General features: G+C 62.5%; 17 protein-coding genes and 2 tRNA genes. 8 read left to right on the top strand and 11 right to left on the bottom strand.

Annotated elements, in window-relative coordinates:
- Position 1 precedes the first annotated feature (1 nt).
- The 6 genes from cobN (at position 2) to soxR (ending at position 7025) form a co-directional block, all read left to right on the top strand.
- Positions 2 to 3871, top strand: a complete 3870-nt coding sequence (cobN, locus tag ACVRRC_RS17265; RefSeq protein ID WP_472997285.1) for a cobaltochelatase subunit CobN — start codon at positions 2 to 4, stop codon at positions 3869 to 3871.
- A 19-nt stretch (positions 3872 to 3890) separates the two neighbouring features.
- Positions 3891 to 4367: a MotA/TolQ/ExbB proton channel family protein gene (locus ACVRRC_RS17270; protein WP_014596463.1), complete on the top strand. Its 477-nt coding sequence runs from the start codon at positions 3891 to 3893 to the stop codon at positions 4365 to 4367.
- Positions 4367 to 4681 carry a DUF2149 domain-containing protein gene (locus tag ACVRRC_RS17275; RefSeq protein WP_011912945.1) on the top strand — a complete coding sequence of 105 codons (315 nt, stop codon included), beginning with the start codon at positions 4367 to 4369 and terminating at the stop codon, positions 4679 to 4681. Before ACVRRC_RS17270 ends, ACVRRC_RS17275 begins: the two co-directional genes overlap by 1 nt.
- 341 nt (positions 4682 to 5022) lie before the next feature.
- The gene (locus tag ACVRRC_RS17280) at positions 5023 to 5658 is read left to right on the top strand and encodes a GNAT family N-acetyltransferase (protein WP_472997286.1); all 636 of its coding nucleotides are present in this window, start codon (positions 5023 to 5025) and stop codon (positions 5656 to 5658) included.
- A gap of 167 nt (positions 5659 to 5825) precedes the next feature.
- A complete protein-coding gene (locus ACVRRC_RS17285) occupies positions 5826 to 6422 on the top strand; it encodes a LysE family translocator (RefSeq protein ID WP_279646464.1) in 597 nt (198 codons plus the stop codon).
- A gap of 126 nt (positions 6423 to 6548) precedes the next feature.
- The gene (gene soxR / locus ACVRRC_RS17290) at positions 6549 to 7025 is read left to right on the top strand and encodes a redox-sensitive transcriptional activator SoxR (protein WP_279646463.1); all 477 of its coding nucleotides are present in this window, start codon (positions 6549 to 6551) and stop codon (positions 7023 to 7025) included.
- A 133-nt stretch (positions 7026 to 7158) separates the two neighbouring features.
- Here the strand turns inward: soxR and ACVRRC_RS17295 are convergent.
- Both ACVRRC_RS17295 and ACVRRC_RS17300 read right to left on the bottom strand, forming a co-directional pair.
- Positions 7159 to 7235: transfer RNA gene (locus ACVRRC_RS17295), tRNA-Asp, on the bottom strand.
- Between the two features lie 37 nt (positions 7236 to 7272).
- Positions 7273 to 7348: transfer RNA gene (locus tag ACVRRC_RS17300), tRNA-Val, on the bottom strand.
- Positions 7349 to 7604: 256 nt separating this feature from the next.
- Between ACVRRC_RS17300 and ACVRRC_RS17305 the strand changes: the two genes are divergently transcribed.
- A complete protein-coding gene (locus ACVRRC_RS17305) occupies positions 7605 to 8249 on the top strand; it encodes a type II secretion system protein N (RefSeq protein WP_011912940.1) in 645 nt (214 codons plus the stop codon).
- A 3-nt stretch (positions 8250 to 8252) separates the two neighbouring features.
- Positions 8253 to 10187: a type II secretion system secretin GspD gene (gene gspD, locus ACVRRC_RS17310; RefSeq protein WP_011912939.1), complete on the top strand. Its 1935-nt coding sequence runs from the start codon at positions 8253 to 8255 to the stop codon at positions 10185 to 10187.
- Between the two features lie 90 nt (positions 10188 to 10277).
- On the opposite strand, the gene ACVRRC_RS17315 is transcribed toward gspD, so the two are convergent.
- The 9 genes from ACVRRC_RS17315 to ACVRRC_RS17355 form a co-directional block, all read right to left on the bottom strand.
- A complete protein-coding gene (locus ACVRRC_RS17315) occupies positions 10278 to 11489 on the bottom strand; it encodes an O-succinylhomoserine sulfhydrylase (RefSeq protein ID WP_014596456.1) in 1212 nt (403 codons plus the stop codon).
- A 41-nt stretch (positions 11490 to 11530) separates the two neighbouring features.
- Entirely contained in the window at positions 11531 to 13036 is a 1506-nt protein-coding gene (gene purF / locus ACVRRC_RS17320; protein WP_013982531.1) for an amidophosphoribosyltransferase, read from the bottom strand.
- 71 nt (positions 13037 to 13107) lie between these two features.
- Positions 13108 to 13653 carry a CvpA family protein gene (locus tag ACVRRC_RS17325; protein ID WP_017245303.1) on the bottom strand — a complete coding sequence of 182 codons (546 nt, stop codon included), beginning with the start codon at positions 13651 to 13653 and terminating at the stop codon, positions 13108 to 13110.
- A gap of 98 nt (positions 13654 to 13751) precedes the next feature.
- Positions 13752 to 14405 (bottom strand): SPOR domain-containing protein, encoded by a 654-nt coding sequence (locus ACVRRC_RS17330; RefSeq protein WP_079328727.1) that lies wholly within the window; start codon positions 14403 to 14405, stop codon positions 13752 to 13754.
- The gene (gene folC, locus ACVRRC_RS17335) at positions 14380 to 15684 is read right to left on the bottom strand and encodes a bifunctional tetrahydrofolate synthase/dihydrofolate synthase (RefSeq protein WP_041755454.1); all 1305 of its coding nucleotides are present in this window, start codon (positions 15682 to 15684) and stop codon (positions 14380 to 14382) included. The genes ACVRRC_RS17330 and folC overlap by 26 nt, the downstream gene beginning before the upstream one ends.
- The gene (gene accD, locus ACVRRC_RS17340) at positions 15681 to 16574 is read right to left on the bottom strand and encodes an acetyl-CoA carboxylase, carboxyltransferase subunit beta (RefSeq protein WP_017245300.1); all 894 of its coding nucleotides are present in this window, start codon (positions 16572 to 16574) and stop codon (positions 15681 to 15683) included. Before accD ends, folC begins: the two co-directional genes overlap by 4 nt.
- A gap of 216 nt (positions 16575 to 16790) precedes the next feature.
- A complete protein-coding gene (locus ACVRRC_RS17345; RefSeq protein WP_472997288.1) occupies positions 16791 to 17414 on the bottom strand; it encodes a phosphoribosylanthranilate isomerase in 624 nt (207 codons plus the stop codon).
- Between the two features lie 81 nt (positions 17415 to 17495).
- Positions 17496 to 18356: a tRNA pseudouridine(38-40) synthase TruA gene (gene truA / locus ACVRRC_RS17350; RefSeq protein WP_011912931.1), complete on the bottom strand. Its 861-nt coding sequence runs from the start codon at positions 18354 to 18356 to the stop codon at positions 17496 to 17498.
- Between the two features lie 2 nt (positions 18357 to 18358).
- Entirely contained in the window at positions 18359 to 21115 is a 2757-nt protein-coding gene (locus tag ACVRRC_RS17355; RefSeq protein ID WP_472997289.1) for a motility hub landmark protein FimV, read from the bottom strand.
- Between the last annotated feature and the right edge of the window lie 25 nt (positions 21116 to 21140).

Here is a 21140-nt window from a genome sequence, read left to right on the forward strand (position 1 = left end):
AATGCGCGGATTGATCCACATCGGGCTCACCATCCTGATGGCGGGCGCGAGCCTGCCTGCCTTCGCCCAGTTGCCGCGCGAGCCCCTCACTGTACGGGTCGTCGCGACCGACTTCGTATTGCAGGGCAAGATCGACAAGCTCAAGGAGCTGGCAGCGGATTCCCATGTCGTGCTGAGCCGTGCCGCCCTGAGCATGCCGGACTTGGAGGCCGATCCCCCCGACCTGCTCATCCTCGACACGCCTCGGCCAGCCGACCTTTCCGCGGTGCAGCGTGCCCTAGGCGAGACACCGTCCGACAGGCGCGCACCCTGGATTCGCGTAGGCGGTGGTCCGCCCGCGTTCGGCAACCTGCCCGAGCCGGTGGCCAGGCGGCTGATCGGCTATTACGCCAATGGCGGCCAGCAGAATCTCAGGCACCTCTTCGCTTATCTGCGCGCCTGGCATGACGGCAAGCCTACCGACTCGATCGCGCCTCCAACCGAGTTGGCCGAAACCGGCTACTACCACCCTGCAGCACCGAACCCCTTCGAGCGAGTGGAGGATTATCTGGCCTGGGGTGCCGACCGCTGGGCACCGAGCGCGCCGCGTGTGGCCTTCGCTATTCATCGCGGTGCGCTGGTCGACGACCAGCTCCGGCTGATCGACGCACTGGTTGCACGCAGCGAGGCACGTGGCCAGGCGCCCATGGCCTTCTGGATGGACGACAGAGACCCAGAGGCATTGACGAATGCACTGGGCCCCGCCCGCAGCGATGTGCTCGTCAACCTGCAGCACATGCAGAATGGGCCGGCACGGCAGGCGGAGTTTCTGGCGCTGGGCATCCCGGTGCTGACAGCCCTCACCTGGCGCGAAGGTGACCGAGCGCACTGGCGTGTCTCGGCCAGCGGGATCACGCCGAGGACCGCAGCGACCATGCTGACCGTCCCGGAAAGCTGGGGAATGACCGATCCGCTGGTAATCGCCGCCATCGAGAATGGCGAGCCTGCACCGCTTCCCGAGCAGCTAGACACCCTGCTAGACAAGGTCGATCGTCTGGCCCGACTGCGTCATCTTCCCGCTCCCGAAAAGCGTCTGGCGCTGATGTTCTGGAACCATCCCGATGGGGAAAAGAACGTTGCCGCCTCCAACCTCAATGTACCGCGCAGCCTCGCGAAGCTGACGTCTGCGCTGCGGGAAGCGGGTTATGCCGTGCCCGAACGCGGCGAGACCGAGCTGATCGAAACCGCACAACGCCTGCTGGGCGGCTACTACCGCCCGGAGACGCTCGATACTCTGCTCGCCGACAAGCTCGCCATCTCGCTGCCCTTGGACAACTACCTGGGCTGGCTCACGGAGCTGCCGGAGCCAAGCCGGCGACCCCTGGTCGAGCGCTGGGGTGATCCTGCCGCACACTGGGCGCTGCGGCAGATCGAAGGACAGCCCCACTTCGTCATACCCGCAATCCGTCTGGGCAGCGTATTGCTGCTGCCGCAACCGCCACGTGCGGGTCGTCCTGGCGAGGCATACCACGACAGCAAGGTGCCGCCCGATCACCTCTATCTCGCCGCCTACCAGGCGTTGAGAGAGGAGTTCGGAGCCGATGCGCTGATCCACTTCGGCACCCATGGGACTCAGGAATGGCTGCCAGGCAAGGATCGGGGGCTCGCCGTCGGCGACTACCCCTTCCTCGCACTCGGTGACCTGCCGGTGTTCTACCCCTATATCCAGGACAACATCGGCGAGGCCATCCAGGCACGCCGGCGGGGTCGTGCCGTGATCATCAGCCATCAGACGCCCCCATTTGCGCCCGCCGGGCTCTACGACGAGCTGCGCGATCTCCACTCGCTGATCCACGAATACCAGCAGCTCGATAAGGGCGCGGTGCAACAAGCGACTGCCGAGCAGATCCGCCAGAAGGCCGTGGACGCGAAGATGCTGGCGGACCTGGGCTGGGACGATGCCCGCATGCGCGCCGAGCCTCAGAGGTTCATGCAAGCGCTGCATGATCATTTGCACGAGATGGCACAAGCGAACGTGCCCCTGGGGCTGCATACCTTCGGAGAGCCCGCGCAGCCCGAACATCGCCTCGCAACGGTGATGCAGCAATTGGGGCAGCCCTTTCTTCTTGCGCTGGGCCTCGCCGAAGACGAGCCAATAGCCGAGGACTTCGCCGGGCTGCAGGCGAGTCTCCCCTACCGCACCCTGCAGCGCTTCTTGCGCGACGGCGAACGCCTCGAGACGATCGACGATGCTCGGCTGCGCGAGCAGCTCGAACGAGCGCTCGAGCTGGACGCGCAACTGGCCGAGACGGGTGAGCTCCAAGCGTTGCTCGCAGGACTTGCCGGCGGCTTCGTCGCGCCTGGCCCGGGCGGCGATCCGGTACGCAACCCGGGCGTACCCAGTGGTCGCAACCTCTATGCGTTCGAGGCGGACAAGCTGCCGACTCGGGCAGCTTACGAGGCAGGCGCCGAGGCATTCGAGCAGCTGCTCGAAAGCTACCGCCAGGATCATGAAGGCAAGTCGCCAGAAAAGCTCGCCTTCAGCCTGTGGTCGTCCGAGGCGATGCGCCATCTGGGCATCCTCGAAAGCCAGGTTCTACACGCACTGGGCGTACGTCCCGTCTGGGACGCAGGTGGGCGCGTGCAGGCGCTGGAGATAATCCCGGCAGCAGAGCTCGGCCGGCCGCGCATCGACGTCGTGGTACAGGTCACCAGTGTCTACCGCGATCAGTTTGACGGCTTCATGCGCCTGCTCGCAGAGGTGGTTCAACGGCTCTCCCGCCTGGACGAACCAGGTAACGTCCTGGCCAGCAACAGCCGCTCGCTGGCAACCCGCCTGCGCGATCAGGGTTTGGGAGCCGCCGAGGCAGAGCGCCTCTCGCAGCTACGGCTGTTCGGCAACGAGCCAGGTGATTACGGCACCGGCGTCTCGCAGCTGACGCTGGACTCGACGAGCTGGAAAGAGGAATCGGAGCTGGCGCAGCAGTTCCTGTCCCGCCTGCAGTACGCCTACGGCACCGGCAGTTGGGGCGAAAAAGTCGACGGCCAGAATCTCTTCGCCGAACAGCTGAAAGGTGTTCAGGCGGCGGTCATGGCACGCTCCAGCGAGCTCAACGGCGTGCTCGCCACCGATCATCCATTTGAGTTCCTCGGGGGGCTTTCCTTGGCTGTCCGCCATCTTGATGGCACGAGCCCGTCGCTCTACATCTCCGATCTGCGCAAGCGGGAACCGCGCACCACAGGGGCGGCAGGTTACCTCGCCAGCGAGTTGCGCAGTCGTTACCTGAACCCGCAATGGATCGCCGCCATGCAGCAGGAAGGGTACGCCGGCACGCTGGAAGTCCTGAACGTGGCCAACAACCTGTGGGGCTGGCAGGCGGCCGACCGGAGCATGGTGCGCGCAGACCAATGGCAGGCGCTGCACGACACCTTCGTGAAGGACCAGCGAGCGCTTGGCGTAAATGAGTGGTTCGAGACACACAATCCCACGGCTCAGACCCAGCTGATCGAGCGCATGGTCGAGGCGATCCGCAAAGGCTACTGGGATGCCCCGGCGCAGACGCGGCGCGAGCTGGCCGAACGCTGGCAAGCCTTGACCACCGAGCGAGGCGCCGACGCCGGCGAGCCGGTAACTCGCGAGTTCATCCAGCAACTGGCGTCCGGCTTCGGTCTGGCACCGACACCGGCGCAATCGCCTACCGAGTCGGCCTCATCCGGCGCGCCTGAAGCTGGCGAGACGGTACGCGGACAGGTGATGCAGCCGTTGTCCGAGCCGACCGGCGAACACGATCGCTTGCCGCTACTGCTGGGCGCCAGCGCCTTGCTTCTTCTGCTGCTGCTCGGTGCAGGGCACCAGCAACGGGCCAATCGCCGTATCACCGTCCTTCCCTAAAACGAACGAAAAGAATCTGATGAACATCCTTGAGTCCAGTCTGTACGAACTTACCCGAGTATTTCTCGCACCCGTTCTGCTGCTCATCCTGGCGGCACTGGCCTATGCGTTTCTCGCGCTGGGCAGTTTTGTCATGGAGGCCTGGCAGCGCCGCGCCGGCCGCTACCGCTCGGCGCTGGCCGCACATCAGCGCGTCCATGGCGGCACCAGTGACGATCTCGAGCTGTGGATCATGCAGCGCCTGGAATGGCTGCGGGTGACATCGCGCAGCGCTCCGATGCTGGGGCTCGTGGCCACCATGATCCCCATGGGTCCTGCCCTGCTGGCGCTGACGGAGAGCGACGCCAAGGGCATCGGTGAAAATCTGGTGATCGCCTTTTCGGCCGTGATCCTGGCATTGATCGCATCGAGCATCGCGTTCTTCGTGCTCACCGTGCGCCGCCGCTGGCTGCTTCAGGAGCTGCGTGCCATCGAGCGCATGGGAGAGCAGAACTGATGCGTTTTCTCGACCATGACGATGAAGACGACCCACTGCTTTCGGTCGTCAACCTCATCGACCTCTTTCTGGTGGTGATCGGGATCCTGCTCATCGTCATCGTGCAGAACCCCCTCAACCCGTTCAGCCAAGACAAGGTCGTGGTCGTCGAGAATCCGGGCGAAGCGAACATGCGCATGCTGATCAAGGACGGAAAGGAACTGAAGCAGTACCACTCCAGCGGCGAGATCGGCGAGGGGCAAGGCTCCAAGGCCGGCGTCACTTACCAACTGAACGATGGACGCATGATCTACGTGCCGGAAAGCACCGACTAACTCACGCGCCCTCGGGCATGGATCAATGGCATGCCGATCAGCGTCACGTCGAGATGACCTCGGCCTTCTCGGCAGGCGCGCGGCGCATTGACCGTCAGCTGCCGCGCATCAGAGCTTGGGGCGATGCTCACCATGCCTGCATTGAGCCATGGACGGAATTCCATTGCGAGCCATTGCCACCTCCGCCGCGAAGCGATGGCACTCGGTCTCATAGACCCAGTACCCGAAAAACATCGCTCCCTCTATTGACCTCAAGTTCGCTTGAACTTCTAGAGTTCGTTGCGTCTGTCGCTCGCTCATGACGACACCTTCAACTCCGCGCAGAACAGGACCAGAAGCCCATGTGCCTTTTCAATGAGCTCTCGTTGGATGCAGGCAAACCGGTCGGCTACACAGACCACCGCCATACCGACTCCGCTGGCGCTGGGCAGGGCCCAGGAAGGCCGGGCACCACGATCGACCAGAGTGAAGCAGACACGCATGGCCCATTGCACAGCTGTTCGTTGCCACAAATGAGTCGGGTGGGACTTCGTCGAGCCGCCTGCAGTGATCTGCTCGAGCTGTTCGAGATCCACCGGGCCGTGTTCCTGCCCCACATCGCCCGGATCTGGGGATGGGACGAGCGCTGGCAACGCGCCAACTTCCTCGAAGAGATGGCCACAGCCAGCACCTGGGTGCTGCAAGTGGACAACGAGCTCACGGGCTACCTGCAGGTACAGGATCAAGCAGAGCGGATCTACCTGCGCAACATTGCTCTACTGCCTGTGCTTCAAGGCCGCGGGGTCGGTACTCGCCTCTTGGTCCAGCTCCAGGCGAAGGCGGCCGCGCGTGATATGCCCATCGAGCTCAGCGTCTTCAGGACGAACGTGGCGGCAAGGCGCTTCTACGAGCGCCTCGGGTTCATCACGTCGCAAGGCGGGAAAACCCATATCGACATGACGTGGCACAGCCCCGACCGGGAGCAACGGAGAGCTTGAACCTTGAGCCCCACCGTCACCCGCAATCACAAGGGCCGCGGGACCACTGACCGGGTCGATTCGATGACGGCTGTACATGGATCACGGTTACCCGATGGCAGAAACTTCCTGGCTCATGCCTGCCAGCCGAAAGCACACCGCTGCCAGTCGACAGCACCGGAGGACCCATGCCGCCAGAGACCCTGCTTGCCTTCATCACCTACGCCTTCGTGACCTCCATCACCCCGGGCCCGAACAACACCATGCTGCTGGCCTCCGGGGTGAACTACGGGTTCGTACGCAGCCTGCCCCATGTCCTAGGGATCAGTATCGGCTTCGGTGTGATGGTGGTGGGAGTGGGCGCGGGGCTGGGGCGCCTTTTCGAGGACTATCCCTCGCTGTACGCCGCGTTGCGCATCGTGGGCGGCGCTTACCTGCTGTACCTGGCCTGGCAGATCGCGACGGCCGCGCCGATGCAGGACGCTTCACCCAATGGCCGGCCGTTCGGGTTCTGGAAAGCAGCAGGCTTTCAATGGGTCAATCCGAAGGCATGGATCATGGCAATCGGGGCCATCACGGCGTATTTGCCCACCGGGGGCGGCATGCAGGCGGTCGTGGTGCTCGCCCTGCTGTTCGCGCTGGTGAACGCCCCTAGCGTGACGGTCTGGGTTACGTTCGGCACGGCCCTACGCCGTTGGTTGACCGACCTGCGACACCTTCGGGTATTCAACGTATCGATGGCGATAATGCTGGTGCTGTCGCTGTACCCGCTTCTGTTTGGATGATTTGCCGCCATGACACGCATTGCCAGTTTTCCGTAAATAGCCCGACACGGGCTCTCGATCTTGGCGATGCCCTGCTCTTCCCCAGCCCAAACGTACCTTCGTCTGTCGAATCAGGGAGACCAACGGATGCCTGGACAAGCGTTCAAGAAGGATCCTTTGCTACCGATCGGTGAAATCACCAAACGCAGCGGCGTGGCGGCGTCTGCACTTCGCTATTACGAATCGCTCGGATTGATCAGCTCTTCGCGTCAAGGCAGCAGCCGGCGATTCTTCCCACGCTCGACGCTACGCCGAGTGGCCTTCATCATCTTCGCGCAGAAGATAGGCTATTCGCTCGATGAGATCGGCAAGCAGCTTGCGCGCCTTCCCACCGACAAACTGCCAACCAACGATGATTGGCAGGCGCTTTCTCGCGGCTGGAAGCAGCAGGTCGCGCAGCGCATCAATGAACTGCAACGACTCGACATGGATTTGGACCACTGCATCGGTTGTGGTTGTCTCTCGCTGCAGCATTGCAAGCTCGCCAATCCGAACGACTCGGCCGGTAATAGCGGTACGGGGCCGCGGCGGTGGCTATCGGATGAAATGCTGGAACAGGAATGAAGGGCGACGACGTTGCAGCCGCCTCCTACGAAGCGGCATTCGTGTTGACTTCCAAGGGCCAAGCAGCGGGCACAAAAAAAACTGCCCTTGGCAGCTTTCCTTGTTCCACCTTCAGTCGAAAGGTGGCGATGTATGGCGCAGCGGACGGGACTCGAACCCGCGACCCCCGGCGTGACAGGCCGGTATTCTAACCGACTGAACTACCGCTGCGCGTCGGCCGGACTTTCGTCCGTAATCTCACAAAGGTTGGTGGCTGATGACGGGATCGAACCGCCGACCCCCTGCGTGTGATGCAGGTGCTCTCCCAGCTGAGCTAATCAGCCGATCGCCTTGCGAGGCGCGCAATTTACTCACCCCCCTAAGCTAAGTCAACAACAGCATTGAATTTTTTTTACTGAACCGTGGTCAACAGGAGCTGCCACCTCGCTTTGTAATCTTGGCGGCCCATCATCGAGTCGTCGCACGTGCCGGCAAATTCGCTGCGCCAGTGCCGAAAGTGTTCTAGAAATGCTGTAACGCCTGACAGAGGCAACCTGCGTACAGGGAACCGAACAACAAAAGCGCCACGGAGTATTTCGCTTGCCACTGCCGGGAAAACTTCACAGTTACCGCCGCTACGTCCCTTTGTTTTTCAGCGCCGTGCTTCTCTGCCTGTTCGCTTTCTATCTGGCGACCCAGATCGAGCAATGGGTCCAGTTGACCCGTGCCCCGGCACCTGCCGACCTTTATGAAGATCAGGCCGCCAGCCTGGGCAGGCCCGACATGCAGCGACTTGAAATCCTCTTTGGCACCACCGCCGCCTCCGAAACCTATACGCCAACCGCAGCGGCGAGCGGATTCACACTACGCGGCAGTTTCGTCCATGCCGAGCCGCAGCGCTCCAGCGCCATCGTCCAGGTCGATGGCCAGCCACCGCGGCTGTACTGGCAAGGCGAGGAACTCAGCAGCGGCGTCAGCCTGCATCGGGTGTTCCCTGATCGCGTCGAATTGCTGCGCAACGGTACCGTCGAGGTGCTCCATTTCCCACAGGTGCGCTCGCCAAGCTACATTCCGGACGAGCCGGCCGACGTGTCCTATCAGGATGAGGTCCCCTATGCCGAACCGCAGGACGAGGAGACACAGCAGATGCAGCAACAGATGGACGCCCTGCGCCAGCAGCTGGAAGAAGCCGTGAACCAGCCGGATGCCGCACCCTCCAACGACCAGCCCATGGAAGACGATTGACCGATGTCGAAGCCTTTTTCGCGCCCGTTGCTTGCCCTAATCGCCACCAGCCTGCTGGCCGCCCCCCTGCCCCTGCTGGCCGCCGAACCCGGCATCGAGCCCAGCAATACTCGCCAAGATGGCTGGACGATCAATCTCAAGGACGCCGACATACGCGCCTTCATCGATCAGATCAGCCAGCTCAGCGGCCAGACGTTCATCGTCGATCCGCGCGTGAAGGGCCAGGTCAGCGTGGTGTCCAACGCCACGCTGTCGCTGAGCGAGGTGTATCAGCTCTTCCTCTCCGTCATGGCCACCCATGGATTCAGCGTGCTCACCCAGGGTGATGTCGCACGGGTAGTGCCCAATGCCGAAGCCAAGGCCGAGGCCGGCAGCGGCCCGAGCGGTGGCGATCAGCTGGAAACACGGGTTATCCAGGTGCAGCACACCTCAGCTGCGGAACTCATTCCGCTGATCCGCCCCCTGGTGCCGCAGTACGGTCACCTCGCGGCCGTATCTTCGGCAAACGCACTGATCATCAGCGACCGCAGCGCCAACATCGCTCGTATCCAGGATCTGGTGCGCCAGCTCGACCGAGCCGAAAGCAACGATTACGGCGTGCTGAACCTGCAGCACGGCTGGGCGGTGGACATAGCCGAGGTCCTGCGCAACTCACTGGTACGCGGCGAAGCGAAGTCCACTGCCGGCGTGCAGATCATCGCCGACTCACGCACCAACCGCCTGATCTTCATCGGCCCCAGCGAGGCGCGCAGCAAGCTCGCGGCGCTCGCGCAGACCCTCGACACGCCCACCACACGCTCGGCCAACACGCGCGTCATCCGGCTGCGCCACAACGACGCCAAGTCCCTGGCCGAGACCCTGGGCGACATATCGGAAGGTCTGAAGAGCCCCGAAGGCGGCGAAGCCACCACCAGCCGCCCACAGAACATCCTCATCCGTGCCGATGAGAGCCTGAACGCACTGGTACTGCTCGCCGACCCGGAGCTGATCGGCACCATGGAAAGCATCGTCCGACAGCTGGACATTCCACGCGCCCAGGTCATGGTCGAGGCGGCAATCGTCGAGGTGTCCGGTGACATTACCGATGCCCTGGGCGTGCAGTGGGCCATCGATGCGCGCGGCAGCACGGGTGGCGCGGGCGGGGTCAATTTCGGCAACACCGGCATTTCCGTCGGCAGCGTGCTCAATGCGATCAACGAAAATGAAATTCCCAACAACCTGCCCGACGGCGCCATCATCGGCGTCGGCACGCGCAGCTTCGGCGCGCTGATCACTGCACTGTCGTCCAACAGCAAGAGCAACCTGCTCTCGACGCCGAGCCTGCTAACCCTGGACAACCAGGAAGCGGAAATCCTAGTCGGCCAGAACGTCCCGTTCCAGACCGGCTCGTACACCACCGACGCGGCGGGCGCTAACAACCCCTTCACCACCATCGAGCGCCAGGATATCGGCGTCACGCTGAAGGTCACGCCACACATCAACGAAGGCGCGACCCTGCGCCTGCAGATCGAGCAGGAGATTTCCTCCATCGCCCCCAGCGCCAGCCTGACCGCCCAGGCGGTCGACCTGGTGACCAACAAGCGCGCAATCAAAAGCACCATCCTCGCCGAGGATGGTCAGGTGATCGTGCTTGGCGGCCTGATTCAGGACGATGTCACCCGTACCAATTCCAAGGTACCGCTGCTTGGGGACATCCCACTGCTTGGAGGGCTGTTCCGCTCGACCCAGGAAACCCACATCAAGCGCAACCTGATGGTGTTCCTGCGGCCCACGGTTATTCGCGATCGCGCCGGCCTTGCCGCGCTTTCGGGGAAGAAGTACAGCGACATCCGGGTGATCGAGACCGATTCGGCCAGTCCGACCATCCTTCCGGCCAACCCCACCCAGCTGTTCGATGGTCGAGGCGAGCCCGCGCCGGCCATCGATCTACGTCAGTAACGACGATGCCTGGTAACGTTGAACGCTCCTGCGGGAGATGAGACAACCCTCAGCGGAAGCCCAACGGCTGCCGCTGAGAAAATCATTGGCTCAGAGCGCGGCCAATCCGCGGGCCAGATCGGCCTTGAGATCGTCGACATCTTCCAGCCCAACCGCGACGCGGATCAGGCTATCGCGGATGCCCGCCGTCGCGCGATCCTCGGCCGAAAGTCGACCATGGGTGGTCGAGCCGGGATGGGTGATGGTGGTCTTGCTGTCGCCCAGGTTGGCGGTGATCGAAATCAGCCGGGTGGCGTCGATGAAACGCCAGGCGCCCTCCTTCCCTCCGACCACCTCGAAACTCAGCACCGCGCCGAAGCCCTTCTGCTGCCGCTTGGCCAGCTCGTGCTGCGGATGGCTCGGCAGGCCAGCGTAGAACACCCGCTCGACGCCCGGCTGCTGTTCCAGCCATTCGGCCAGTATCTGAGCGCTGGCACAATGAGCTTGCATGCGCAGGCGCAGGGTTTCCAGCCCCTTGAGAAACACCCAGGCATTGAACGGGCTGAGCGTCGGCCCGGCGGTACGCAGGAAGCCGACGATTTCCTTCATCTGCTCGCTGCGCCCGGCAACCACACCGCCAAGGCAGCGGCCCTGACCGTCGATGTACTTGGTCGCCGAGTGGATGACGATATCGGCCCCCAGTTTCAGCGGCTGCTGCAGCACCGGCGTGCAGAAACAGTTGTCCACCGCCAGCATGGCGCCCTTGCCGTGGCAGAGGTGCGCCAGCGCGGCGATGTCCACCAGCTCAGCCAGCGGATTGGACGGCGATTCGACGAATACCAGCTTGGTGTTTTCCTTGAACGCCGATTCCCATGCGGCGAAGTCGGTGAGCGGGACGTAATCGACCTGCACCCCGAAGCGCTTGAAGTACTTCTCGAACAGCGAGACGGTGGCCCCGAACACGCTGCGCGATACCAGCACATGGTCGCCCGCCGAACACAGGCTCATCACCGTGGCGAGGATCGCTGCCATTCCTGAGGCAGTGGCGACCGCCTGCTCGGCACCTTCCAGCGCAGCGATACGCTCTTCGAAGGCCCGCACTGTCGGGTTGGTATAGCGCGAATAGACATTGCCCGGTACATCACCGGCAAAACGCGCGGCCGCATCGGCGGCGCTGCGGAACACGTAGCTGGACGTGAAGAACAGCGGCTCGCCATGCTCGGCTTCCGGCGTACGGCGCTGACCAGCGCGCACGGCCAGGGTGTCGAGGCCGACCCCGTCGAGCTCGCTATCCAGCCGTCCGGCTTCCCATTCGATGGTCATAGTCTTACCTCAGCCGGCACCGCTTGGCGTGCCGGCATGAATCAGTTGTTGTACAGATCGATGATCGCGCTGACGGCATTGGTCTTGGCCTTGCTCAGGTCATTGCGCGCCTGTTCGATCTTGTGCAGATAGGCCTCGTCGATGTCGCCGGTGATGTAGTTACCGTCGAACACCGCGCAATCGAAGTTCTCGATCTTCACCTTGCCGCCACCCACCGCATCGATCAGATCCTCGAGATCCTGATAGACCAACCAGTCGGCCCCGATCAGCTCGGCCACCTCCTCGGTGGTTCGGTTGTGGGCGATCAGCTCGTGGGCGCTGGGCATGTCGATGCCATAGACGTTGGGGTAACGCACCGCCGGCGCCGCCGAACAGAAGTAGACGTTCTTCGCGCCGGCTTCGCGAGCCATCTGGATGATCTGCTTGCAGGTGGTGCCGCGCACGATGGAGTCATCCACCAGCATGACGTTCTTGCCACGAAACTCCAGATCGATGGCATTGAGCTTCTGGCGCACCGACTTCTTGCGCGCCGCCTGTCCGGGCATGATGAAAGTGCGGCCGATGTAGCGATTCTTGACGAAGCCTTCGCGGAATTTCACACCGAGCCGATTGGCCAGCTCCAGCGCCGCGGTGCGGCTGGTATCCGGAATCGGGATGACCACGTCGATGCCGTGGTCCGGGCGCTCGCGCAGAATCTTGTCGGCCAGCTTCTCGCCCATGCGCAGACGAGCCTTGTACACCGAAACCCCGTCCATCAGGGAGTCGGAACGCGCCAGGTAGACGTACTCGAAGATGCAGGGCGCAAGCTTCGGTGCATCGGCGCACTGACGGGTGAACAACTTGCCGTCGGTTGTGATGTACACCGCCTCGCCAGGCGCCAGGTCGCGAATCAGGGTGAAGCCGAGCACATCGAGCGACACGCTTTCCGAAGCGATCATGTACTCGACGCCTTCGTCGGTGTGGCGCTGGCCGAAAACGATCGGGCGAATTGCATTCGGGTCGCGGAACCCGACGATGCCATAACCGGTCACCATCGCCACCACGGCGTAGCCACCGCGGCAACGCTCGTGGACCTTGCTGACGGCGGCGAAAACGTCCTCTTCGGTCGGCTGCAGCTTGCCGCGCACGGCCAGTTCGTGGGCGAACACGTTGAGCAGCACCTCCGAGTCGGAGCTGGTGTTCACGTGGCGCAGGTCCGACTCGTAGATTTCCTTGGTCAGCTGGTCGACGTTGGTCAGGTTGCCGTTATGCGCAAGCGTGATGCCGTACGGCGAGTTCACATAGAACGGCTGCGCTTCGGCCGAGCTCGAACTACCAGCCGTGGGATAGCGGATATGACCGATGCCCATGTTGCCGACCAGGCGCTGCATGTGGCGTTGCTGGAACACATCGCGCACCAGGCCGTTGTCCTTGCGCAGAAACAGCCGCCCATCGTGGCTGGTCACGATACCGGCTGCGTCCTGGCCGCGGTGCTGCAGTACGGTAAGCGCGTCATACAGCGCCTGATTGACGTTCGACTTACCGACGATGCCGACAATGCCACACATGCAAGGAACCTCTCAGTTATTACAGGCAGACCGGATACCGCGGCAGGCCGAGCATCCGTAAACGAAAGACCTCAACCCGGCGGGTTGAGCGAACCAGCGAACCATTGCCCGCTGAATCCGAGAATCAGGTTCTTCGACCAATCGGCGATCAGGAGAAAGTGTGGCAATAATGCCGATTCGCGCCACCACAGGTCCTGCTCCACCGGTCCGAGGCTCAGCAAGCCGGCGAGCACCACGATCAAGAGGCCACCTCGCGCAGCACCGAATACCATGCCGAGGAACCGATCGGTCCCCGACAGACCGGTCACCCTGATCAGCTCGCCGATCAGAAAATTCACCAGCGCTCCGACCAGCAGGGTCGCCACGAACAACAGCGCGCAGGCCGCGATCACCTGGGCCGACGGTGTGCTGATGTACTCAGCGAGGTGGTGGGACAACGCACCACCAAACATCCAGGCAACCACGCCAGCGATGATCCAGGTCAGCAGCGAAAGCGCCTCCTTGACGAAGCCGCGCTTCAGGCTGATCAGGCTGGAAACGGCAATGACGGCGATGATGGCCCAATCGACCCAGGTGAATGCCACGATGTTTTCTGCAAGGAGGAAAAGGCGGCGCATTTTAGCAGAGCGCAAGCGCCAGGGGTACGCGCCAGTGACCCGGCGATGAGAGGACAACTGCGGCTGGCCATCCGCTGCCTGACCAGCCGCTCAGCGAGTCAGCTTCCTTCAGGTTTGAAGCGCACCACGAAACCGTCCAGCTTCTGCTGGCGCTGCAACACATCGCGAAGCCTGTTCGCTTCGCTGCGCTCCACGAGCGGCCCGACAAACACACGATTCATGCCGTCCGCCGTGCGGATGTAGGCGTTGTAGCCCTGGGAGCGCAACGTCTGCTGCAGACTCTCCGCGCTGGCCCGATTCGACAGGCTGGCCAGCTGAATCGACCAGCTGACAGGCAGGTTATTGTTGTCGAGCCGCGGCTCCGCAACCGGTGGCTCGGTCTTCGCTGGTGCTGGCTGCTCGGGCGTCGCTGGCGCGGAGGCTGTCGGCGCGACAGGCGCGACAGGCGCGACGGGCTCGATGGGTGCTGGAGCCGATGCGACGGCAGGCGGCGCGGCGTCCGGCTCGGCGCCTTCTTCGATGATCTCGAAGCCTTCGGGTACGGACTGCGGTTCCGGAACGTCGACCGGCTCCATTTCGATCTCCGCCACCACTGGTGCAGCTGGAATGCTGGGCGCATCAACGGTGACATGCCGCAGGTCGTCCTGCCGATTGAACAGCATCGGCACGAATATGACCGCGATCGCAATAAGCACCAGCGCGCCGACCATGCGTTGCAGCAATCCTTTATCCAGCAGTGCCATGTCCACCATCCCCTACCTGTTGTTCCAGCCACTCAAGTGCCGCGGCCACGCAGTAGAACGAACCGAAAACCAGTATCTCGTCGACCGATTCCGCCCTGGCGCACTGAGCCTCGAGTGCTTGCTCGATAGTTGCATACTCGCTGACCGATGCACCGCGCTCAAGCAGCGCGGCAGCCAACTGTGTAGCCGATTGCGTCCGCGGCGTAGGCAACGGGGCCACCGCCCAATCCGAAATCGATGGCACCAGGGCATCGAGCACGCCCGCCAGGTCTTTGTCTGCCAGCAACCCGAAGACCGCCAGTCTTGTCCCAGCGACAGGCCGTTGTTCGAGACGTTGCGCGAGAAAAGCTGCTGCATGCGGGTTATGGCCAACGTCCAGCAACAGCGCAATCCGCCGACCATTCCAGACGACCTGTCGGCTATCGAGACGCCCCACGACCCGTGTCTGCAGAAGCGCGCGGGCCAGCCTTGCCGGGTCCCACGGCAGACCGAGCATTGCGTAGGCCTGCAACGCTAACGCCGCGTTCTCCATTGGCAAGGTGAGCAGCGGCAAGCCGTGTAGTTCCAGCGGCGCTCCAGCGGCGTCGACACCCCGCCAATGCCAATCCCCTGCCCCCATCGCCAGATCGAAATCTCGCCCGCGCAGCAGCAGGGGGGCACTCAGTGAATTGGCGTGGTCCAGCAATGGCTGTGGTGGATCCAGGTCACCACAGAGCGCGGGCTTGCCCTCGCGGAGGATACCGGCCTTCTCGTACGCGACGCTCTCGCGGCTATTGCCCAGCCAGTCGGCATGATCCAGGCCGATGTTGGTGATCACGGCCAGATCGGCATCGACGATATTGACGGCATCCAGCCGCCCGCCGAGCCCCACCTCCAACACTACGGCATCCAGCCCGGCACGCTCGAACAGCCAGAACGCCGCCAGCGTGCCCATTTCGAAATAGGTAAGGGAAATCTCGCCACGAGCCGCTTCGACCACGGCAAACGCTTCGCAAAGCTCTGCGTCGCTCGCTTCACGACCACTCAGCAGGACACGCTCGTTGTAGCGCAACAGGTGGGGGGAGCTGTAGCTGCCAACTTTCAGCCCCTGAGCATTCAGCAACGAGGCGATGAAGGCACAGGTGGAGCCCTTGCCGTTAGTGCCAGTGACCGTGACCACCAGAGGGGCCGGCCGTGTCATGGCCATCCTGGCCGCCACCGCGCGCACCCTATCGAGGCCCATGTCGATGGCGGTCGGGTGCAACTGTTCCAGGTAGGCGAGCCAGTCGGCCAGGCTCCGGCTGGTCATGCCTTGGCCGTTACCTGAGATGTCTCTACCGGCGTCGGCAGTTTCTGCATCTGGGCCAAGAGGCGAGCGAGGCGGCTACGCAACTCGGCACGGGGAATGATCAGATCGATCGCACCGTGTTCAAGCAGAAACTCGCTGCGCTGGAAGCCTTCCGGCAGTTTCTCGCGCACAGTCTGCTCGATTACTCGCGGACCCGCGAAGCCGATCAGGGCCTTAGGCTCCGCTACGATCACGTCACCAAGCATCGCCAGGCTGGCGGAAACGCCGCCGTAGACCGGATCGGTCAGCACGGAAATGAACGGCAAGCCTTCCTCGCGCATGCGTGCCAGGACCGCGGAGGTCTTGGCCATCTGCATCAGCGAGATCAGCGCCTCCTGCATGCGTGCGCCGCCCGAGGCGGAGAAGCACACCAGCGGGCAGCGCTTTTCCAGAGCGACGTTAGCGGCACGCACGAAGCGCTCGCCCACGATTGCACCCATGGAGCCGCCCATAAAGGAAAACTCGAATGCGCAAGCCACTACCGGAACGTTGAGGACCTTGCCGCTCATGGCGATCAGAGCGTCCTTCTCCCCCGTCTGCTTCTGCGCTGCAGACAGACGATCCTTATACTTCTTGCTGTCGCGGAACTTCAGACGGTCGACCGGCTCAAGCTCCGCAGCGATCTCTTCGCGGCCGTCGGCATCGAGGAAGATGTCGAGTCGGGTACGCGCATCGATGCGCATGTGATGCTGGCACTTGGGGCATACATCGAGGGTCTTCTCCAGCTCGGGGCGGTACAGTACCGCCTCGCAGGAGGGGCATTTGTGCCAGAGGCCTTCGGGTACCGAACTCTTCTGCGTCTCCGAGCGCATGATCGAAGGGATCAGTTTGTCTACCAGCCAGTTGCTCATGCTCTTGTTCTCCAAAGCTTCAGTCCCGAGCGCACACGCGCTGCAGGCAGATTGATCGTTTTGCGATCGGAGGCTTGCTGCTCTCCTGATCGCTCATCGGACGCGCCTGGAGGCGCAGCCGCAAAAACCTGATTACCGCCCGTGGGGGAGATGAATCAGCGAAACGGTGCCGGTCCACCGGCGACTCGTTACTGGACGGCCCCGGCTGGTCAGGCGTCACATGACCGAGCGCACACGCCTGACAAAGGTTTCAACCTTGACGGCATCCTTGATGCCCTTGCTCGCCTCCACCCCACCGCTGACATCCACCGCGTACGGTCGAACCTGGGCAATGGCCTGTTCGACGTTATCCGCCGTCAACCCTCCTGCCAGAATCAGCGGCTTGGACAAGTTTGGCGGAATCAACGACCAATCGAAGCACTCTCCCGTGCCCCCAGGAACACCGACGACAAAGGTATCGAGGAGAATGCCACTGGCGTTGGCATAGAGCGCCACCTGCGCGGCTATATCCTCTCCGCCGCCTACTCTCAACGCCTTGTACCACGGCCGGTGAAACCCTTCGCACTGTGCCGGCGATTCATCGCCATGGAACTGCAGCATATCCAGCGGAACGGCGTCGAGAATCTCGTTGATTTCACAGCGACTGGCGTTCACGAACAGACCTACCGTCGTGACGAATGGGGGCAACGCGGCAACGATCTCGCGCGCCCGCTGCAGGCTGACCGCACGCGGGCTTTTGCCATAGAAAACCAGCCCGATGGCATCGGCGCCGGCTTTGGCCGCGATCAGCGCATCTTCAATCCGGGTTATGCCGCAAATCTTGCTGCGAACGACTGGCAAAGGAGCTTACCTATCTACAGGGAAACCGGATGGTAACAAAAGACCTGCCGGCTGCAAGCGAATGCTGCGGAGCCTCTCCCATCAGCGCCGCACATCTGGCAAGCCGGAAAGAAAATGCGGACCGAGGTAGCGCTCAGGTAGTTCGAACTCTGCCGGATAATCGACCTCGACCAGATAAAGGCCGTAGGGATGAGCAGTTACGCCGCCTGTGCGTCGCACTCGCGACTCCAGCACTTGCGCAGCCCACTCCACCGGCCTTTCGCCTGCCCCGATGGTCATCAGCACACCGGCAAAATTACGCACCATGTGATGAAGGAATGCGTTCGCGCGTACGTCGATCACGATGAGCCGTCCGAACTGGAGCAACTCGAGATGATGAATGGTCTTGATCGGCGACTTGGCCTGACATTGCCGCGCACGAAACGCACTGAAATCGTGCGTGCCAACCAACGCTGCCGCGGCGGCACGCATCCGCTCGATATCCAGCGGGCGATGGTTCCAGGTGACCTCTTCCGCCATATGCGCCGGCCGAATCTGATCGTTATAGATCACATAGCGGTAACGACGGGCCATTGCACTGAAACGCGCATCAAAATGCGGGGGCATCTTCTTGGCCCAGGTCACGCTGATATCGGGCGGCAGGTTCATGTTCGCCCCCATTACCCAGGCGTGCATGCTCCGTTCTACCGGGGTGTCGAAATGCACCACCTGGCCGCTGGCATGCACCAGCGCATCGGTTCTGCCGGCGCAACTGAGCGTAACGGGATGCCCACCGGCGACTCTGGTCAAGGCATTCTCGAGCGACTCCTGAATGGAAGGCACACCGGCGCGCTGGCGTTGGAACCCGCGATAACGGGATCCTTTGTATTCGACACCGAGAGCTATTCTGGAAACGCCGACGGCAGCCATTTCGGCTGCCGTTTCGGGTACTGCTTGGTTCATGATCAGGCTAGTTTGGCGAGCATCTCGCGCGCCTCTTGCTGTTGCACGTCGCTACCCTCGGAAATCACTTCGTCCAGAATATCGCGAGCACCTTCGGCATCCCCCATGTCGATGTAAGCGCGGGCAAGATCCAGCTTGGTGGTGGTCTCATCGGTATCGGAGAAGAAGTCGAAGTCATCGTCCGCACCGTCTGCAGCGCTCGTCGCAGCCGGCACCGGAGTTGGTTCGCTCAGATCATTGGACAGATCATCCAGCTCAGCTTCGACCACATTCAACTGCTCGGCAAAACTCTGGGGTTGAGCTTCCACCTCAGGCTCGTCCAGGGAAATATCGAAATCTTCTGGCAACTGCTCAGGCGTGTTCGTGTTGACCGGCTCGGCCAGTTCGAAATCGAGATCGTCAGCATCGAAAGCCGTGGGTGCTTCGGTCGGCTCGTCGTCGAGCGTCAGCGAAAACCCGCTATCGGCCGGCGTGCTTTTCTCAGCCTCGAGATCGAAGGAGAAGTCGGAGATATTCTCCTGCGAAGTTTCCTGCAGGCTTTCGCCCTGATCGAGTTCGAAAGAGAAGTCACTTGTAGCTGGCGACTCGTTCCGCTCGACAGGAGTCTCATCCAGCATCAGGTCATCGAAGTTCAGCGAGTCGTCAGCCGGTACCGCCGTAGGACGCTCGTTATTCAGATCGATATCCAGATCATCCAGGCTGAGGTCGAAGGCATCATCCAGATCCTGCCCTGCAGCCGGCGCAACAGGCTCGTCAAGCTGCAGGTCATCAAGACTGAGGCTATCCACATTCTTATGAGCAGCCGCAGCCGCAGCCGCAACCGCAACTGCCGAACCTGCCAGCGCAGCGGCCATGGCCGGGTACTTCTGCTTGAGCTGCTCGACTTCGCCGGCAGCCCCGCCGATTTCGCGCAGTTCGCTTTCTTCACGAGCGAAACCATCGCGATTGCCAAGCTCTGCGTAGACCTCCATGAGCTTCAGGCGCAGGTCGCGTCGGTGCGGCTCGTCATTGAGCGCGTTCTGCAAGAGTTCGGCAGCCTGATTGAAGCGGCCATATGCGATATAGATGTCAGCCTCGGCCAAGGCATCCCCAGTGGTAGACGTCAGCTCGTCCGACGCAGTGCTGGCGGAGCCGGAAAAGGGGGCGGGCTCTGGATGCTCCTGTCCGATATCGACGAAAGCAGGCGTTCCGACGCGCAGGTCTTCGACAGCCTCTTCAGCCAACAGGCTTTCCTGCAGTTCGGCTTCCTTCATCGCGTTACGACGTGACAAGGCCATGAGCCCCAACAGCAGCAGTAACAGTGCGCTACCGCCGACCACGCCGAGCAGCAGGGTGTTCGAAAGCAGGTCGTCGATCAGCCCGCGAGGCTCAGGCTCTACCGCGGGGGCGACCGGTCTGGCCGGCGCGGCGGGCTTGGCAGCCGGCTGCGCCGCCGCAGGACGCTCAGCGGGGGCAGGCGCGGCGACTGGCGCAGAGTCTTGCTGACCTGTGCCCGAGCCAGCCGACGGCTCATCAGGTGCAGCGCTTTCGTTAGCGGCACCGCCTTCAGACGGCGCGCCAGCAGACGGCTCAGCCTGACCGGCATTCTCGGCACCGGACGCGGCCGGAACCTGCCCTTCCACACCGAGCTGCGCCTGCAGTTTGGCCAGCTGATCATCTTTAAGCTGCATGAGCCGCTGCAGTTTTTCCAGCTGCCCTTGCAGATCATTCAACCGATCTTTCAGCTCGTCATTCTCACGCCGGCTGGAATCGAGGCTTTCCTGAGTTACCGCAAGCTTGTCACGAAGCGCCTTACCACCATCGGCAGAGCCGGTTTCGGATCCCGCCGTCGACTTCCCGGCATCAGCAGCCACAAGACGGAGGTTGTCTCCGGAGTCGCTACGGGAGGGCGCAGCACCGGCCTCGGTGCGACGGGTCGCATCCAGTTGACGAGCACCTGCTACAGCGCCTCCTCGGCTCTGACGCCAGGCAGCGTTCTGCTCGGCGACCTGGGTGATCGCTTCAGCTTGCGAACGGCGGGATATCTGCTCTGCATCAGGCAGACGAAGCACTTGCCCGCTCTTCATTCGATTGATATTGCCGCCGATGAAGGCATCAGGGTTCAGATCCTGGATCGCCAGCATGGTCTGATGGACCGTGCCGTTACGACGATTACGCTCCGCGATATCCCACAGCGTATCGCGAGCCGATACCTTGTATTCGCTACCGGACTGCGCTGGCGCTGCCACGGAAACGCCAGTAGCAGGCGCCGCAGGTGCGGCTGCCGGACGAGGCGGTGCGGTGCGAACGGGCTCGACGGCGCGAGCAGGGGCAGAAATAGGCAACTGCGGCGCAGCAGCGGCAGCAGTTTCAGGCGAATAAAGCGGAGGGTCCAGCAGCAGCGTGTACTCGCGCAGCAGGCGACCGTTAGGCCAGAGGACCTCTACGAGAAAATTGAGATATGGCTCGCGTACCGGCTTGCTCGACGAGACCTGGATGACACTTTTTCCGTTTGGACGCAGTACGGGCGTGAACTTCAGGTCGGTCAGAAAGTACTGGCGATCAATACCGGCACGATTGAATTCCTCAAGCGAGGCGAGAACCGGAATCACCTCTCCCGGTGCCAGGTTTTTGGCATCGAGCAGCTCGATTTCGGCGATCAGCGGTTGATTCAAAGACGACTGAAGCGTGACCTCTCCCAACCCAAGCGCATGGGCCATTTCTGTAGTCAGCGCGGTAGCAGCCGCGATTGCCAGCACCAGATTGCGAACCCGAACCATTATTTAATCCCTTGTTTATCTTTTT

Source organism: Stutzerimonas sp. LR2, assembly GCF_055755175.1.

Coding starts and splice junctions, on each gene's coding strand:
- ACVRRC_RS17280 (WP_472997286.1), top strand. CDS start 5,023: ATGTGCCTTTTCAATGAGCTCTCGTTGGATGCAGGCAAACCGGTCGGC.
- gspD (WP_011912939.1), top strand. CDS start 8,253: ATGTCGAAGCCTTTTTCGCGCCCGTTGCTTGCCCTAATCGCCACCAGC.
- ACVRRC_RS17285 (WP_279646464.1), top strand. CDS start 5,826: ATGCCGCCAGAGACCCTGCTTGCCTTCATCACCTACGCCTTCGTGACC.
- ACVRRC_RS17330 (WP_079328727.1), bottom strand. CDS start 14,405: ATGGTGGACATGGCACTGCTGGATAAAGGATTGCTGCAACGCATGGTC.
- ACVRRC_RS17355 (WP_472997289.1), bottom strand. CDS start 21,115: ATGGTTCGGGTTCGCAATCTGGTGCTGGCAATCGCGGCTGCTACCGCG.
- purF (WP_013982531.1), bottom strand. CDS start 13,036: ATGTGTGGCATTGTCGGCATCGTCGGTAAGTCGAACGTCAATCAGGCG.
- folC (WP_041755454.1), bottom strand. CDS start 15,684: ATGACCAGCCGGAGCCTGGCCGACTGGCTCGCCTACCTGGAACAGTTG.
- soxR (WP_279646463.1), top strand. CDS start 6,549: ATGCCTGGACAAGCGTTCAAGAAGGATCCTTTGCTACCGATCGGTGAA.
- ACVRRC_RS17275 (WP_011912945.1), top strand. CDS start 4,367: ATGCGTTTTCTCGACCATGACGATGAAGACGACCCACTGCTTTCGGTC.
- ACVRRC_RS17315 (WP_014596456.1), bottom strand. CDS start 11,489: ATGACCATCGAATGGGAAGCCGGACGGCTGGATAGCGAGCTCGACGGG.
- ACVRRC_RS17325 (WP_017245303.1), bottom strand. CDS start 13,653: ATGCGCCGCCTTTTCCTCCTTGCAGAAAACATCGTGGCATTCACCTGG.
- truA (WP_011912931.1), bottom strand. CDS start 18,356: ATGAACCAAGCAGTACCCGAAACGGCAGCCGAAATGGCTGCCGTCGGC.
- accD (WP_017245300.1), bottom strand. CDS start 16,574: ATGAGCAACTGGCTGGTAGACAAACTGATCCCTTCGATCATGCGCTCG.
- ACVRRC_RS17270 (WP_014596463.1), top strand. CDS start 3,891: ATGAACATCCTTGAGTCCAGTCTGTACGAACTTACCCGAGTATTTCTC.
- cobN (WP_472997285.1), top strand. CDS start 2: ATGCGCGGATTGATCCACATCGGGCTCACCATCCTGATGGCGGGCGCG.